The following is a 16,532-nucleotide window of genomic DNA, read 5'->3' on the forward strand; positions in this document are numbered from 1 at the left end:
CCTTATATTATATATTAACAGTAAAAAACAGTAAAAATTTTAATTTAGGAGAATCAAGTAATGAAAATAATTAAAAAAATATTGAATTTTATGCTTACTATATCAATTGTTCTAACAGTTCTCACGGGTTGTAATATTCAAAATACCTCTCCTCTAAACGATAAACCTGCAACAGATGAAAATTCTTTACAAAGTACAGATCAAGAAAATATTCAAGAGGATAATACGGAAAAAGAAGCAGAAACAGAAGAACCCATTTGCGGAAATCAGATTGAAGACGGTACCTACAGCATCGAGGTTTCCTCCAGTTCCTCAATGTTCAAAATAATTGATGCACAGCTCACCGTAAAGAACGGAGAGATGTCAGCGGTCTTAACCCTAAGCGGAACAGGTTATGAGAAGCTATATATGGGAACAGAAGAAGAAGCTCTTGCTGATACTGATGATAAATGCATATATTTTGTTGAAGACTCCCAAGGAAAATACACCTACGAAGTACCTGTTGAAGCACTTAATCAGGATATCAATTGTGCTGCATGGAGCATTCGTAAAGAAAAATGGTATGATCGTGTCTTAGTATTCCACTCATCATCAATCCCTGAAAAAGTCATAACCGAAAATTCTGTACCTGATGGAATCTACACCGCAGAAGTTATACTTTCAGGAGGCTCAGGCAGGGCAAGCATAGAATCCCCTGCAGACATTACAGCAGCGGGGGGTACAATGACCGCAACTATTATATGGAGCAGTAAAAGTTACGAGCACATGCTTATAGATGGAGTTTACTTTTATCCTGTTAATACAACCGGGAATTCCACATTTGAAATTCCTGTTTCTATGGACAAAGATATCGAAGTAACCGCTCAAACAGTGGCCATGAGTACCCCCCACGATATAGATTACACTCTTAGATTTGATTCGGCTACACTTAAATCAAAATAAAGAAAAAGGTGCTTTTATGATTAAAAAAAGATACATGTTAACAGCTATGGTTATTATAATAATTTCTTTGCTTTCAGGATGCAGTCAGGACATGGATAAAAATGAAAAATTTTTGGGAAATCAATTGCATACCGAAGGAAGCATGGAGCTTAAATATGCGAAAAACTTCAGTGTAGATTACTACAAGGAGGGTTATGCTCTTATATCTATATCTGACGGCAGCAGGTACCTGATTGTTCCGGAAGGGAAAGATATTCCAACAAACTTGGATAAGAGCATTACAATCCTGAGACAGCCCATTAACAACATTTATTTAGTCGCTACTTCAGCCATGTGCCTGTTTGACGCTCTGGATTCACTGGATACCATCAGTCTTTCGGGCACAAAAGCGGAAGACTGGTATATCGAAAACGCAAAGGCTGCAATGAAAGCAGGTGATATCATTTATGCAGGAAAGTACAACATTCCCGACTATGAGCTGATAATGTCAAACAATTGCAAATTAGCCATAGAATCCACGATGATAAATCATACTCCGGAGGTTAAGGATAAACTGGAGGAATTGGGTATACCTGTACTTACAGACCAATCAAGCTATGAATCCCATCCCCTGGGACGCACTGAATGGATAAAGCTTTACGGATTGTTAACAGGAAAGGAATCAGAAGCAAAACAGCTTTTTGATGAACAGGCAAGCTATATTGACCAACTTGCATCCCAGGAAAAAACAGATAAAACAGTAGCATTTTTTTATATAAGTTCTTCCGGCAACGCCATTGCCAGAAAATCAGGAGACTATGTAACAAGGATGATTGAACTTGCCGGTGGAAATTATATATTTGACCACCTGGGAAATTCTGAAAGCGCCACCAGTACAGTAACCCTGGAAATGGAAGAATTTTATGCTACAGCAAAGGATGCGGACTTTATAATATATAACAGCACCATTGATGGAGAGCTTTCTTCTATTGAAGAGCTCATAGGCAAAAACAGCCTGCTGAAAGACTTCAAGGCAGTTCAAAATGACAACGTCTGGTGTACAAGCAAGAACATGTTTCAGGAAACCACACAGTTTGGACTTATGATTTCGGATATTCACCGTATGCTTACGAACGATGACAAAGACCTTGCCAAATTAAATTTTATGTACAAACTGTCGGCGACAGATGGAGAAAAGTAAATGGAAAAAAGTAAGAATACAAATTATATAAGGTATATTATCACACTGATTGTATTAATCACTCTTTTTGTGATATTAATTTTATTGAATATTAAATTAGGAAGTGTAGATGTTTCCGTAAAGGATATTATCGACATATTGTTTCATGGAAGCGGAAATGAAACTAATTACAACATACTATGGAAAGTACGCCTTCCGAGAATGATGGCAAGTATTATATTGGGCGGCGCATTAGCTTTATCAGGATTTTTGCTTCAAACCTTTTTCAATAATCCTATTGCAGGACCCTACGTACTTGGAATTTCATCCGGCTCAAAAATGATGGTAGCCTTGGTAATGATTGCGGTACTCAGCAGGTATCACTATGTCAATTCTGCCGCCTTAATAATAGCCGCCTTTGCAGGTGCCATGCTTTCAATGGGCTTTGTTCTGATTATCTCAAGGAAGGTTAATAGTGTGTCGATGCTAATTGTCTGCGGCGTTATGATAGGTTATATATGCTCGGCGATTACAGACATAATGATTACCTTTGCAGATGATGCCAACATAGTAAATTTACACAACTGGTCTCTTGGCAGCTTCTCCGGAACTTCTTGGAAGAATGTTGGAGTAATGGCTTCAGTAGTACTGCCAACTTCTCTGATTGTGTTTCTTATGTCAAAGCCCATAGGCGCTTACCAGCTTGGGGAAAACTATGCAAAAAATATGGGTATTAATATCAAACTATTTCGTATCATGCTTGTATTGCTTTCAAGTTTTCTTTGTGCCTGTGTTACCGCCTTTGCAGGGCCTATATCCTTTGTGGGTATAGCGGTACCCCACCTTGTAAAATCTTTTTTGAAAACATCAAAACCGCTTATTGTCACTCCTATATGCTTCTTGGGCGGTTCTGTTTTCTGCCTGGGCTGTGACTTAATAGCCAGGACATTATTTGCTCCTGTTGAACTGAGCGTAAGCACAGTTAGTTCAATATTTGGAGTACCCATAGTAATATACATTATGCTAAAGAAGAGAGTACACTAATGAACAAAGAATATTTTTTTTATACAAAAAAACTGACTGTAGGCTATAATGGAAAGCCTCTGATAAAAGACATTGAAGTAAATTTAAAAAAAGGACAAATACTGACGCTCATAGGTCCAAACGGCTCGGGTAAATCCACAATTCTTAAAAGTATAACAAAACATCTTAAAAGTATCTGCGGAACTATATACATTGATAGTGAATCAATAGAATCCATGAGCAACAAGGATATGGCGCAAAAGGTTTCCGTAATGCTGACTGACAAGCTGAAAACAGAGCTTATGACCTGCAAAGATGTAGTGGAAACAGGACGCTACCCATATACCGGCATGCTGGGCATACTCTCGGAGGAGGATAACCTCCAAGTCAGAAACGCAATGGAGCTTGTAAATGCCTGGGAATTAAGAGATAGGGATTTTACCGAGATAAGTGACGGTCAGAGGCAGAGAATCCTTCTTGCAAGAGCCATTTGCCAGGAACCTGAAATAATAGTCCTTGACGAACCAACCTCCTTTCTGGACATACACTATGAACTTGAGCTTCTAAGTATCTTAAGGACATTGGCGGAAGAACGCAATATAACAGTCATCATGTCGCTACATGAGCTGGATATGGCCCAGAAAGTATCTGATTTAGTCATGTGTGTAAAGGGAGAGTACATCACCCATCTGGGAGCTCCGGAGGAAATATTCCAAAAAGAGCTTATCAGCCAACTATACGATTTGTCTAACGGCAGCTACAACCCACTGTTCGGAAGCTTCGAGATGGAACGCCCAAAAGGCAAGCCAAAAGTTTTTGTAATAGCAGGAGGAGGAACGGGCATAGCAGAATACAGAATTCTGCAAAAAAAAGGAATACCCTTTGTAACAGGAATACTCCATAAAAACGACATAGATTATCAACTTGCGCAAGATTTAGCTTCAGAAGTGTTTTTTGAAAAAAGCTTTGACCCCATAAGCGAAGCTGTTTTTCAAAACGCCCTTGATAGAATGAATTCCTGTAACATTGTAATTAACTGCTTAAAAACCTATGGTGAAATTAATATGAAAAATAAAGCCCTGTACAGGGAAGCTGTATCACAGGGCAAAAAAATCCTCGAAAGTGCCGATATGCTGTAGTGAGTTTTGTCAATTTAACAAGTGTAGCAAACAATCTAATTACTGTCTAAATAATATCCCGTTTGATAAATTCTATCTGCATAAGTAATTAATTTTCTGGACTCATCCGGATTCACCAATGCAACTGCACTTGCCAAATAATCACTTAATGATACAGCCGCTATAAGAGATTCTCTGACTCCCAATCCATAAACATAGGTAGGCAACAATACATCACCTAAATGTTTTATCCTTGTGGCATCATTGCTTGTTACAATCAACACCTTGGTGCCATTTTGCTTTGCCTTGTTTATGATATTGATTGTATTTAAAGAATACATGGGAAATAAAAATGCCAGCATTAAATCCTTATCATTTGATGTAGCCAACTCCATAGGATTCATATTCCCAACTGATTGCAGTAAATGAACGCTTTCTCTAACCTGACTTAACCGCAAAGCCATATAATATGCCAAAGTAAAAGAATCGTTATAGCCTATTACATAGACCTTTCTTGAATTCGCCAATAGATCAATTGATTTTTCTAAGTCTTCCTTACTTATAGAATGAATTGTTTTATTCAAATTTTCTATGTCCTTTTTTAAAGAATTCTCAAAGAGTTCAGCAAGATTTTCATTTTCGAGCTCCTTAAAATTTTTTACTACGTTAAATGGATCATCTGATCTCGTATAATTTCTTATGCTCTCCTGAAGTTCTGAATATCCGTCAAAGCCTAAGTCTTTAGCAAATCTGATAATAGAAGTTGTACTGACACCTATTTTCTGAGCTAAGGTACTCAATGTATCATATACGATATTATTAAAATTATTTAGAATATAATCCGCAATGAGCTTCTTAGAATTTGTAAACCCGTCATATTTTTTATATATAATCTTTATTATATTTTCCACTTTTTCACCCATTCCCGCCAAACTTATCCTATATTTAGTCAGATTATACCATAATAAAAACCTTATTTCAAAAATTTTAGAAAAAGGTATTGCAATCTATGAAATATATGATACTATATGTATAATGTACTACATAATACATATTTATATTATTTAATACATAAGGGTTTTATTTTATATTGCATGGAGGTGATTATACCTTAATTTTATCAGTTTATGAAAAGCATAATAAAAATATTTTACTAGCTAAATAAGGAGGAGTAAAGTGTGAAAACACCTAGGGTAGACTTTTTATACTTAAATGAACAAGATATGATTGATGCAGGCGTACTAGATATGCACCAATGTATTAATGAAATGACTGAAGTTCTTAAACTTCTAAGTTCAGGAGACTATGTAATGGGTGGAAAACATGACAATTCCCATGGCATCGTAGTTAGTTTCCCAGATGAACCCGAGCATGAAGGAATGCCAAAAAACGGTCCGGACAGAAGATTTTGCGCAATGCCAGCATATTTAGGCGGAGATTATAGAGTTGCCGGCTGCAAATGGTATGGATCAAATTTAGACAATATTCCAAAAGAGCTTCCCAGATCAATACTTATGATGACTTTAAATGATGCTGATACTGGAGCACCAATGGCATATATGTCTGCAAATTTATTAAGCGCATGGCGAACAGGAGCAATTCCAGGCGTTGGGGTGAGATACTTAGCAAAACCAGATTCAAAAGTAATTGGATTATTAGGTGCAGGATCCATAGGAACTTCAACTGCTGAAGCGATATTAGATGCTGCTGCAAAAGCTGAAAAAGTAAAAATTTACGATGTATATAGCCCAACTGCAGAAACATTAAAGCAAAGAATTGAAAGCGAATATCCAAACTTAGAAGTAGTAATAGTAGATTCTCAAGAAGAAGCTGTAAGAAATAGCGATATCGTAAACCTTGCAACATCCGGGGAAGCAAATCCAAGAATTGAAAAAGAATGGATGAAACCGGGCTTGTTAATTACAGCGTCATCAAGTGGTAATTTTGATCCGAATCATACAATAGAAAATATAAGGTTAATAGTAGACAATTGGAAAATGTATGAGGAAGTATTAGATGAGGATGAATACCCATACAACAACCTTGCAATGGGAGTACTGGGAAGACTATTCTTAGATTGGATTCATGAAGGCAGAATGACAGATGAAAAAATAATAAACATCGGAGATGTAATCAATGGAAAGGTTCAAGCAAGAAAATCAGAAGATGATATAATAATATTTGGATTAGGCGGACAACCTGTTTATGATGTGGCTTGGGGATATAGAATTTACCAAAACGCTCTCAAAAAAGGCATAGGTACTAAGTTGAATCTATGGGAAAGAGCATATCAAGCCAGATAATAATGTCAAATTTTTTAATTTTATAAACTCCATCACATATTATTATTTGATGCTTTTTTAATGGAACAATCAAATATTACCTTTATGATAATATTTGATTGATTCTATATATCTAATAGAAAGGTGGTATTTAAATGCTAGATAAATTAGTTCAATGGGTTGGGGCTGCAAACGGTTTTTTATGGGGTCCATTTGCATTGATTTCTTTAACTATTATTGGAATTTATTTAACAGTAGGTACAAAATTTGTTCATATTAAGAAATTTGGCTATATTTTGAAAAAAACCATCAAAAGCGCTGCCGGAAAAGATGAAGACAATGATGCTGAAGGTATATTGACTTCATCACAATCTCTTTTTACTTCTCTTGCTTCTGTTATAGGAATGGGAAGTATCGTCGGTGTAGCTTCCGCTGTTTTGTCAGGAGGCCCCGGCGCATTGCTTTGGATGTGGATTGCTGCTATTATCGGAATGATTATTAAATATGCGGAAATCATTTTAATAATAAAATATAGAGAAAAAACTGATGACGGAGATTATGTAGGCGGTCCCGCATTATATGTAAAAAAAGGATTAAAAGTCCCATACGTAGGTGAAATACTAACTATACTTATGGTTCTTGTATGTCTTACCAGTACTATGGTACAGTCAAATGTAATAGTTGAAAATATTATAAATATTATCCCGGGAACAGGGATATCAAGATCCGTTTTCTCAATAATCAATGTAATATTGACCGGAATCGTCCTAATAGGCGGGATTAAAAGACTCGGGTCTGTTGCGGAGAAACTTGTCCCGTTTATGTCAGGATTTTATTTGATAGCCGGCTTTATCGTAATTATCGCAAATGCTCAGAATATCATCCCTGCATTTAAACTTATATTCAAAGGGTTTGCAAGTCCGGTAGCAGTAGGCGGCGGTGTCCTCGGATATGGAATAAAACAAGCCTCACAATATGGTATTGCCAGAGGATTCTTTGTTTCCGGTTCAGGGCAAGCTGTTTTTACCGTTTCACATGCTCCTGCAAAGGTCAAGAACCCTGTAGACCAAGCTATCTATGCAATTACAGAAATATTTTTAGTTACTATTATCTGTACGGTATCAGGACTTGCCATCCTTACCAGCGGAGTATTTACTCCTGACGGAAATGCTGCAATATTAGTAACCCAAGCTTTTGCGAAGACTCTGAACATTTTTGGCTTATTTGTCGGTATTGCTACTATACTATTTTCCTATACCACAGTAATTGGACTTGGATATATCGGAGAATCCCAACTTAGCTGTATCATGCCAGCAAGTAAAGCAAAGATTTACAGATATATATTTTTAGGCTTTACATTTATAGGTGGAATTGGTGGACTGCAACAAATTTGGGATATGACAGACTTCTTCCTGGCAATAGTAATGTTTATTAATCTAATCGTTATGATGATAATGAGTAAAGAAGTTTTCAAGACAAGTAACGATTATTGGTGGAGTTTAGACAATCAAGGAAAAATACGTGTTTAAAAACAAACCGATTATACTCGAAAGGAGAGCTAAATGAAAAAAATTTTAATTATTAACAATGAGAAGGATAAAGATGATTTTGGTTGGATTCCCATAATAAAGGAAGCAATATCCAAAATTGAAGAAACTAAATTTGTTGTCATTCATCATAGCGAAATATCAAAAGAAAGTTTAGATGAGATAAATCCTGATCTAATTTATGCTACAGGCAGAGTAACCTATGATTGGACAATAGAAGAGATATTAAAAGATTATGATGCAGAATTAAAAATGTTCCAAAACACTGCAATTCCTACTATTGGAGTTTGTGCAGGGCATCAATTAATGGCAATAGCATATGGCGCAACCTTTGGTAAAATGGTAGAAACAGCTGAAGACGAAGAGACTATACGGGAAACAGGTTTTCAAGATATAGAAATTATAAAAAATGCACCATTATTTAAAGATTTGGATAATAGATTCCGTTGTTATGAATTGCACAGAGATGAAGTAAAGAGCATCCCGGATAATTTTGAATTATTGGCTTCCACTGAAATGTGCAAGATTCAGGCGATGAAACACAAAAATAAAAATTTATATGGAGTTCAATTCCATCCGGAACAATATAACGACCAAAATTTAGACGGAAAAGTAATATTAACAAATCTTCTAAATTTGACAAATGTAGAATAAAAGCTACTTTAGCTAAATATCTAACAGGAAGTTGGAGTTCTATTCCAACTTCCTGTTTTTATACTTAATTATATTTATTGCATAAAAAAAGAGAGGGTATCCTCTCTTAGTCTGCACTATATGGTAACAATGCTACTTGTCTTGCTCTTTTGATAGCTGTAGTAAGTTCCCTTTGATGTTTTGAGCAATTGCCTGAAATTCTTCTCGGAAGAATTTTTCCTCTTTCAGTAATATATTTTTTAAGCTTACTTACATCTTTATAATCTATATGATTTGATTTATCGGCACAAAATGCACATACTCTTTTTCTTGTTTTATATCTTCTTTGCATGCTTTTTCCCTCCTTCTAAAATGGAATATCGTCATTGTTGTCTGTAGGATGAAAACCTTCAATATCAGAAAAATCCATATCAGGTTCATTGTACTGAGGTGTTCTATTTGCAGCACCCGCACTTCCAAGGAATTCAACACTGTTTGCTACTATATCTGTAGTATATCTTCTATTTCCATCTTTATCATCATAGCTGCCGGTTTGAATCCTGCCTTGAACGCCAACTTGACTTCCCTTGGTTAAATAATTAGCACAATTTTCAGCTTGTTTTCCCCAAACTACAATTCTTATAAAATCTGCTGTAGGTTGATTTTTGGACTCCATCTCTTGCTTTTTTTCTCTGGATATTGATTTATCTACAGCAATAGTAAATGTTGACACTGCCGTTCCTGTAGGAATATATCTTAATTCCGGGTCTCTTGTCAATCTTCCAATTAAAACAACATTATTCATGAAATCTCACCACCCTATGACTATTAATCTTGTTTAATGATCATATGTCTCATAATTCCGTCAGAAATTCTTGCAACTCTGTCAATTTCTTTTATAACTTCCGGTGTACCTTCAAAGTTGATTAATACATAATAACCTTCTTTTATGTCTTCAATTAGGTATGCGAGCTTTCTTATACCCCATTCATCAACATTTGAAATAGAACCGTCAGCTTCGATTATTCCTTTAAATCTATCTAAAAGTTGATTTCTTTTCTCTTCTTCTAGGCTAGGAAAAAAGATTAGCATCGCTTCATATTTTCTCATGTGTTTCACCTCCTCATGGACTATCGGCTCTATATATATTTATAGAGCAAGGATAAAATTTGTTCTATGATAGTATATCACCATTGCCTGTAGTTTGCAAGGAATAAATCATACACCATAGTGCGCAAAATTTAAGTGTTAATTGTAAAAGTAAAATAGACCCATTTTTGATTTAGAGTCTAATTTAGTCTTACAAACTAAGGAGTCTCTTTTAACCTTACAAATTCCGATCCCAACATTTTGTTTTGTGAAGCCTAGTGCAATATCTAACGATATATCGTTAGATATTAGTGTGTATCAATCTGCCGTAAATGTCAACGATGTATCGTTAAATTGTTTTAAACAACTTTGTTATAATTTATTATTAATAAGTATCGCTATTGAGGTGATAAAAATGACCATATCCAAGGCTGTTGCAAAACGAATATTAAATCTATGTGAAGAAAGAGAAATCAGCATTAATAAACTTGCTAACTTATCAGCAATCACACAATCGACACTTAACAGTATAATCAATGGTGAAAGCAAAAATTTGCTATGGTTTAGATATTAATCTTTGTGAATTTTTCGATAGTGATCTATTCAATGACCTAACAGATCTCATATGATAAATATCCATTATTAAATAATTGTTGAAGCTCATAAAATAGATATCCTCCTAATCCCCTATTATTATTTTAGCCTTTAAATTTCCTTCACAATCTTTGTTACAAGGTTTTTTATTTTATTAGATACCGCTTTTTCTGCTTCGTCAACCTCTTCTGTTGCTATAGGTTAGTTTAAAACCCCACCCTCGTTTAAAATAACTCAATAATATTATATAAAATTTTTATAGCCAGTAATAAAGGGGCTGTCGGAAAACAGCAAAATTTAAACCTTAAATCACAAATAATAAAAATATGCTTAGAAGTTATCGCATTGAAAAAAGTTTTCAATACCACATATGATGCTTTATTTGAAGGACTTGAGAGTAAAGTTAATACTTTAAAAGATTGAAATATGATACAATAATAATACACAGGAGGTGTAACTTATGCTAATTATTAATTGTGATGAGATGAAAGCTATGGATAGTTATGCAATCAACAATATTGGTATCCCCGGCATTGTGCTTATGGAAAATGCTGCGCATAGAGTATTAACTAATATAGACTTAGATAATACAAATTCTTTTACTATTGTTTGCGGAGTTGGAAATAACGGTGGCGACGGATTGGCTATAGCTAGAAATCTATCATTAAAATACAAAGAGGTAAATTTATTTATAATTGGAGATTTAAATAAGGGAACTCAAAATTTTAATACCAATTTAAACATACTTAATAACTTAGGTGTAAAATTCACTCATATAGCTACCGATGAGGATTTAACTCAATTAAAAGATTCACTGAATAATAGCGATTTAACCATAGATGCTATATTTGGAATTGGAATTACAAGAGAGGTAGGAGGTTTATTCCACAAAACTATTGACACTATAAATAAATACTCAACACAAACATTAGCCGTTGATATCCCTTCAGGATTGGATGGAAATACAGGAAATGTATTAGGCATTTCTATTAAAGCCTATAAAACAATAACATTTCATCATATGAAAAAGGGACTGCTGAAAAACAAAGATTGTACAGGAGAGATAGTGGTCGAAGATATTGGAATTCCTGATAAAGCTACAAAAGTAATTATAGAAAACAACAACTCTCAAGATAAACAAAGTACCTAAAAATAGAAATCAATTTGAATTATTTAGGATACAGCATAGATTATTTATGCTGTATCTTTTTATATTTTATCACTGATATATTATCTTATATCAATTTTACACAGATTTAACATTCCATATTCATTAGATTTAACATAAGGTGGATATACTATGTTTGTAAAGATTCTGAAATCTTTATATGAAATTCATAAGTTCAAATAAAACAAAACTTTGACTTATGAGTTGTAAAAATCTTGAAAGGAATGATATTTTAATGAAAAGAAATCTAAGTTTAATATTGGTAATTGTGTTATTGGTAGGTATAATAACAGGATGTTCTAAGTCAACTACTCCACCTGCAGACAATCCATCAAGCAGTTTCGATGCAAATAAAACAATTAACTTAGTAAGCAGAGAAGATGGCTCGGGTACAAGAGGCGCTTTTGTTGAAATAGTGGGTATACTTGAGAAGGACTCAAGCGGCAACGAAGTTGATAGAACATATGAAGAAGCAATTATTCAAAACAGTACAGACGCTGTTATGACAACTGTTGCAGGTGACAAATACTCTATAGGCTATATATCTCTAGGCTCATTAAATGATACTGTAAAAGCTATAAAGGTTGAAAATGTAGAGGCAACTGCAGATAATGTTAAAAATGGTTCTTATAAAATAGCAAGGCCGTTTAATTTGGCTTATAGGGATGATATTAGCGCTTTGGCAAAAGACTTTTTAAACTTTGTATTAAGCAAGGACGGACAAGATATTGTAACTAAAGGTAAATATGTTTCGGTCAGTAACGATTTGCCATCATATACTCCTTTAGATCAAAAAGGAGATATAGTTGTAGCAGGTTCCACATCTGTGACACCTATTGTTGAAAAACTTGCCGAAGCTTACCAAGGTTTAAATCAAGGAGTAAATATTGAGATTCAATCCACAGGTTCATCTGCAGGTATTCAATCGGTTATGGAAGGGACTGCGGATATAGGTATGGCATCAAGAGAGTTAAAAGATTCTGAACTTAAAGTATTGAAATCAGAGGTAATTGCTATAGATGGGATTGCAGTTATAACCGGTAAGGAAAACATCATTGACGATATCACTATAGACCAAATAAAATCAATTTATATCGGCGAAATAACTAAATGGAATGAAGTAGCAAAATAATATAAAAGCCCTATGATAAACAATATAGAATGAAGGAGAATTTATGAAGACAAAATCTTTTGAAAAATTTATGGAAATTATCTTCTTGATATCTGCATCAATGTCAATAGTAGCTATTATCCTGATTTGTCTGTTTATATTTGCCGGCGGTATTCCATTTATTTCAGAATACGGGCTATCCAACTTCCTATTCGGAACTATTTGGAAGCCATCAAATAATCCGGCATCTTACGGGATTCTGCCGATGATATTAGGCTCTCTCTATGTTACCGTTGGTGCAATTATTTTAGGAGTCCCTATTGGAATTATGACAGCTACCTATTTGGCAAAGTTTTGCAATAAAAAATTGTATAAAATACTAAAACCTTGTATAAATCTAATGGCAGGAATCCCATCTATTATCTATGGATTCTTTGCACTTACAGTATTGGTTCCAATTATAAGAAATATATTTGGAGGAACAGGTATGAATATAATTACCGCTTCCATTTTACTTGGAATTATGATTCTTCCAACGATTATCGGCATGTCGGAAGCTTCAATCCGTGCAGTGCCTGGAAGCTATTATGAAGGAAGCATGGCCCTAGGTGCAAGTCACGAAAGGACTATAGTATCCGTTATGCTGCCTGCAGCAAAATCCGGTATCTTATCATCTGTTATTCTGGGTATAGGTCGTGCTATAGGGGAAACAATGGCAGTAATATTAGTAGCAGGAAACCAAGCACGTATGCCTGCAGGCCTTACAAAGGGAGTAAGGACTCTTACCACCAATATCGTAATTGAAATGGCATATGCTGCTGATACACATAGAGAAGCGCTTATAGCAACAGCTGTTGTCCTATTTGTTTTTATCCTCATTATCAATGGATTGTTTATGGTAGTTAAGAGGAGGGGACTTAATTGAATAAATTTATTAGATTCATAGTTAAGCTTTCTGCAATTATAACTTTTGGGGCACTGTTCTTTATCATTGGATATATTTTATTAAAAGGAATCCCAAACATAAGACCGGATTTATTTCAATTTAAATATACAACGAGCAATGTATCTTTATTCCCTGCAATGATAACTACTTTAATGCTGGTAGCACTGGCATTATTAATAGCAACTCCTATTGGTGTATTTACGGGATTTTATCTTGTTGAATATGCAAAGAAAGGAAATAAATTGGTGGAAATCATTAGAATGGCCACAGAAACACTATCCGGAATTCCTTCCATAGTCTATGGATTGTTCGGAATGTTGTTTTTCGTAATAAAATTAGGCTTTCAATATTCTCTCATTTCAGGTACTTTAACTGCAGCTATAATGGTATTACCTCTAATAATACGTTCAACAGAGGAAGCATTATTATCTGTCGATGACGGTTTAAGGGAGGCAAGTTTTGGATTGGGAGCCGGAAAACTACGCACTATATTTCTTGTTGTGCTTCCTGTAGCCATGCCCGGTATCTTATCCGGAGTAATTCTCTCAATCGGACGTATAGTCGGGGAAACGGCAGCCCTTATGTTTACCTTGGGAACTGCTACTAAGATTCCGAACAGCTTATTGTCCTCAGGTCGTACCCTATCCCTTCATATGTATCTTCTATCTACGGAGGGAATGCACGTAAACGAGTCCTTTGCTACCGGGGTCATATTGTTAGTAATCATATTAATTATAAATGGCTTAGCAAATTATTTAGGTAATAAATTGACAAAGGGGAGGTAAAATGTATAAATTTGTTATTAAAAACATGGACTTATACTACGGTGATTTCCATGCCTTAAAAAACATAAATTTAAATATAGAAGAAAACAAAATCACTGCATTGATCGGACCATCAGGCTGTGGGAAGTCAACGCTGTTAAAAAGCCTAAATCGCATGAATGATTTAGTGGAAGGCTGTAAAATCACAGGAGATATTTTACTGGATAATGAAAATATTTATAGAAGTGATTTTGATGTCAATGTTCTGAGAAAAAGGGTTGGTATGGTTTTTCAAAAACCTAATCCCTTCCCAATGAGCATCTATGATAATATCGCCTATGGACCCAGAACCCACGGAATTAAGAATAAATCAAAGCTGGATGAGATTGTAGAAAAAAGCCTTCGAGGTGCTGCTATTTGGGATGAGGTAAAAACTGATTTAAAGAAAAATGCCCTTAAAATTTCCGGTGGTCAACAACAGAGAATTTGTATAGCAAGGGCATTGGCGGTGGAACCTGAAGTTCTTTTGATGGATGAACCCACAAGTGCATTAGACCCTATTTCTACATCCAAAATAGAAGATTTGATTCAAGAACTTAAAAAAAATTACACAATTGTAATAGTTACACATAATATGCAGCAAGCCACAAGGATTTCCGACAAGACAGCTTTCTTTTTAAGCGGAGAGATTGTAGAATTTGACGATACTGAAAAGCTCTTTACACTTCCTAAAAACAAACGAACGGAAGACTATATAACCGGAAGATTTGGTTAATAAAATATTAAAAGGATGGTAAAAATGAGAAATAAATTTGACAAAGAACTAGATTTACTTAATAATGAACTTATAGAAATGGGTAATTTAATAGAAAGCTCCATTGAAGCTGCGGTATGTGCTTTGACCCAAAAAAATATCGATCTTGCTAGGAGGGTTGTAGAAGGCGACAGAGAAATCAATGATATGGAAAAGGCAATTGAAAGTAGATGCTTAAAGCTTTTATTGCTACAACAGCCTGTTGCAAGGGATTTGAGACTGATTTCCTCTGCATTAAAAATGATAACCGATATGGAAAGAATTGGAGATCAAGCATCTGATATTTCCGAGATAACTATTAGACTAGTAAATGAAACCTATATTAAGGAATTAATCCATATACCGCAAATGGCTGAAGCTACTATAAAAATGGTCAAAGAAAGCATAGATGCATTTGTTAAGAGAGATTTGGAGCTTGTAATAGATGTTATCGCTTATGATGATGTAGTAGATGAGCTATTTGACATAATAAAAAATGAACTTATTCAACACCTGAGGGATAATATTGATTATGGAGAGCAAGCAATTGATCTTTTAATGATTGCAAAATATTTTGAAAGAATAGGAGATCATGCTCAAAACATTGCAGAATGGGTATACTTCGCCATTAAGGGTGAACATTATAACAAAGATGTGGCAGATTAGGAGTTGATTATATGTCTTTAATCTACTGTATAGAAGATGATGAAAATATAAGGGAACTAGTATTGTACGCCTTGAATAATAGTGGGTTTGAAGCCATGGGTTTTGAAGACGCCAGTATGTTTTATGAATGTCTTTCATCTGCTTCCCCTGATCTTATCTTACTGGATATTATGCTGCCGGGAGACGATGGGTATTTAATTTTAAAAAAATTGAAGTCAAATCCTAAAACGGAGAGTATCCCTGTGATTATGGTTACATCAAAGACCGGTGAATTCGATAAAGTTAAAAGTCTGGATATGGGAGCAGATGATTATATTGAAAAACCTTTTGGTGTTTTGGAACTAATCTCAAGAATAAAAGCTGTATTGAGGAGAGTAAAAAAAATAGAGGAAAATACAAATAAAATATGTATTGATGATTTATGCATAGATAATAAAAAACATTTAGTTACAGTCGATGAAAAAGAAATCATCTTAACCTTTAAGGAATATGAACTTTTGCATTATTTAATGAGAAATAAAAATCTAGTATTGTCCCGTGAACAGATCATGAATGAGGTATGGGGTTTTGATTACGAAGGAGAAAGTAGAACTGTTGATGTTCATATCAGAACATTGCGACTAAAGCTTGGAACAGCAGGAGAGCTCATCCAAACTATCAGAAATGTCGGTTATAAGATAAAACTGGATTCGTAAGG

Annotated in this window: 19 protein-coding genes; 15 read left to right on the plus strand and 4 right to left on the minus strand. The window is 34.8% G+C overall.

The genetic code is table 11. The features are described from left to right. The first annotated feature begins 60 nt into the window (after positions 1–60). The 4 genes from H8707_RS03810 to H8707_RS03825 are packed head-to-tail and all read left to right on the plus strand — an operon-like array spanning position 61 to position 4,263. Entirely contained in the window at positions 61–942 is an 882-nt protein-coding gene (locus H8707_RS03810; RefSeq protein ID WP_262428811.1) for a hypothetical protein, read from the plus strand. 46 nt (positions 943–988) lie between these two features. Next, complete coding sequence (locus H8707_RS03815; protein ID WP_262428812.1) at positions 989–2,122, plus strand: ABC transporter substrate-binding protein; 1,134 nt, start codon at positions 989–991, stop codon at positions 2,120–2,122. Further along, positions 2,123–3,145, plus strand: coding sequence for a FecCD family ABC transporter permease (locus H8707_RS03820; protein WP_262428813.1), 1,023 nt, complete (start codon positions 2,123–2,125; stop codon positions 3,143–3,145). Next, positions 3,145–4,263, plus strand: a complete 1,119-nt coding sequence (locus H8707_RS03825) for an ABC transporter ATP-binding protein (RefSeq protein WP_262428814.1) — start codon at positions 3,145–3,147, stop codon at positions 4,261–4,263. Before H8707_RS03820 ends, H8707_RS03825 begins: the two co-directional genes overlap by 1 nt. 35 nt (positions 4,264–4,298) lie before the next feature. Here the strand turns inward: H8707_RS03825 and H8707_RS03830 are convergent, their stop codons facing one another. Then, complete coding sequence (locus H8707_RS03830; RefSeq protein ID WP_262428815.1) at positions 4,299–5,165, minus strand: MurR/RpiR family transcriptional regulator; 867 nt, start codon at positions 5,163–5,165, stop codon at positions 4,299–4,301. Between the two features lie 255 nt (positions 5,166–5,420). Between H8707_RS03830 and H8707_RS03835 the strand changes: the two genes are divergently transcribed. From H8707_RS03835 to H8707_RS03845, 3 genes are all read left to right on the plus strand, one after another. Continuing rightward, entirely contained in the window at positions 5,421–6,545 is a 1,125-nt protein-coding gene (locus H8707_RS03835; protein ID WP_262428816.1) for a tyramine oxidase subunit B, read from the plus strand. Between the two features lie 134 nt (positions 6,546–6,679). Beyond that, the gene (locus tag H8707_RS03840; protein ID WP_262428817.1) at positions 6,680–8,053 is read left to right on the plus strand and encodes an alanine/glycine:cation symporter family protein; all 1,374 of its coding nucleotides are present in this window, start codon (positions 6,680–6,682) and stop codon (positions 8,051–8,053) included. Between the two features lie 33 nt (positions 8,054–8,086). Then, positions 8,087–8,725: a type 1 glutamine amidotransferase gene (locus tag H8707_RS03845; RefSeq protein ID WP_262428818.1), complete on the plus strand. Its 639-nt coding sequence runs from the start codon at positions 8,087–8,089 to the stop codon at positions 8,723–8,725. A 106-nt stretch (positions 8,726–8,831) separates the two neighbouring features. On the opposite strand, the gene rpsR is transcribed toward H8707_RS03845, so the two are convergent. Genes rpsR through rpsF form a run of 3 tightly spaced genes read right to left on the minus strand, consistent with a single transcriptional unit; the run spans position 8,832 to position 9,814 of the window. Next, positions 8,832–9,056, minus strand: a complete 225-nt coding sequence (gene rpsR, locus H8707_RS03850; RefSeq protein WP_262428819.1) for a 30S ribosomal protein S18 — start codon at positions 9,054–9,056, stop codon at positions 8,832–8,834. Positions 9,057–9,071: 15 nt separating this feature from the next. Continuing rightward, positions 9,072–9,509 carry a single-stranded DNA-binding protein gene (locus H8707_RS03855; RefSeq protein ID WP_262428820.1) on the minus strand — a complete coding sequence of 146 codons (438 nt, stop codon included), beginning with the start codon at positions 9,507–9,509 and terminating at the stop codon, positions 9,072–9,074. A gap of 23 nt (positions 9,510–9,532) precedes the next feature. Further along, positions 9,533–9,814, minus strand: coding sequence for a 30S ribosomal protein S6 (rpsF, locus tag H8707_RS03860; protein ID WP_262428821.1), 282 nt, complete (start codon positions 9,812–9,814; stop codon positions 9,533–9,535). Between the two features lie 394 nt (positions 9,815–10,208). Here rpsF and H8707_RS03865 point away from each other — a divergent pair, with 394 nt between their 5' ends. From H8707_RS03865 to H8707_RS03900, 8 genes are all read left to right on the plus strand, one after another. Next, on the plus strand, positions 10,209–10,367 hold the full coding sequence (locus tag H8707_RS03865; RefSeq protein WP_262428822.1) for a helix-turn-helix domain-containing protein: 159 nt from the start codon (positions 10,209–10,211) through the stop codon (positions 10,365–10,367). A gap of 480 nt (positions 10,368–10,847) precedes the next feature. Beyond that, complete coding sequence (locus tag H8707_RS03870; RefSeq protein ID WP_262428823.1) at positions 10,848–11,537, plus strand: NAD(P)H-hydrate epimerase; 690 nt, start codon at positions 10,848–10,850, stop codon at positions 11,535–11,537. Positions 11,538–11,790: 253 nt separating this feature from the next. Next, positions 11,791–12,687, plus strand: coding sequence for a substrate-binding domain-containing protein (locus tag H8707_RS03875; RefSeq protein WP_394354628.1), 897 nt, complete (start codon positions 11,791–11,793; stop codon positions 12,685–12,687). A 43-nt stretch (positions 12,688–12,730) separates the two neighbouring features. Beyond that, positions 12,731–13,591, plus strand: a complete 861-nt coding sequence (pstC, locus tag H8707_RS03880; protein WP_262428825.1) for a phosphate ABC transporter permease subunit PstC — start codon at positions 12,731–12,733, stop codon at positions 13,589–13,591. Next, complete coding sequence (pstA, locus tag H8707_RS03885; RefSeq protein WP_262428826.1) at positions 13,588–14,397, plus strand: phosphate ABC transporter permease PstA; 810 nt, start codon at positions 13,588–13,590, stop codon at positions 14,395–14,397. The genes pstC and pstA overlap by 4 nt, the downstream gene beginning before the upstream one ends. 1 nt (position 14,398) lies before the next feature. Then, positions 14,399–15,151: a phosphate ABC transporter ATP-binding protein PstB gene (gene pstB / locus H8707_RS03890; RefSeq protein ID WP_262428827.1), complete on the plus strand. Its 753-nt coding sequence runs from the start codon at positions 14,399–14,401 to the stop codon at positions 15,149–15,151. A gap of 24 nt (positions 15,152–15,175) precedes the next feature. Next, positions 15,176–15,835, plus strand: a complete 660-nt coding sequence (gene phoU, locus H8707_RS03895; protein WP_262428828.1) for a phosphate signaling complex protein PhoU — start codon at positions 15,176–15,178, stop codon at positions 15,833–15,835. An 11-nt stretch (positions 15,836–15,846) separates the two neighbouring features. Next, positions 15,847–16,530 carry a response regulator transcription factor gene (locus H8707_RS03900; protein ID WP_262428829.1) on the plus strand — a complete coding sequence of 228 codons (684 nt, stop codon included), beginning with the start codon at positions 15,847–15,849 and terminating at the stop codon, positions 16,528–16,530. Positions 16,531–16,532: the final 2 nt, after the last annotated feature.

The organism is Paratissierella segnis (genome assembly GCF_014385195.1).
Lineage (GTDB): Bacteria > Bacillota > Clostridia > Tissierellales > Tissierellaceae > Paratissierella > Paratissierella segnis.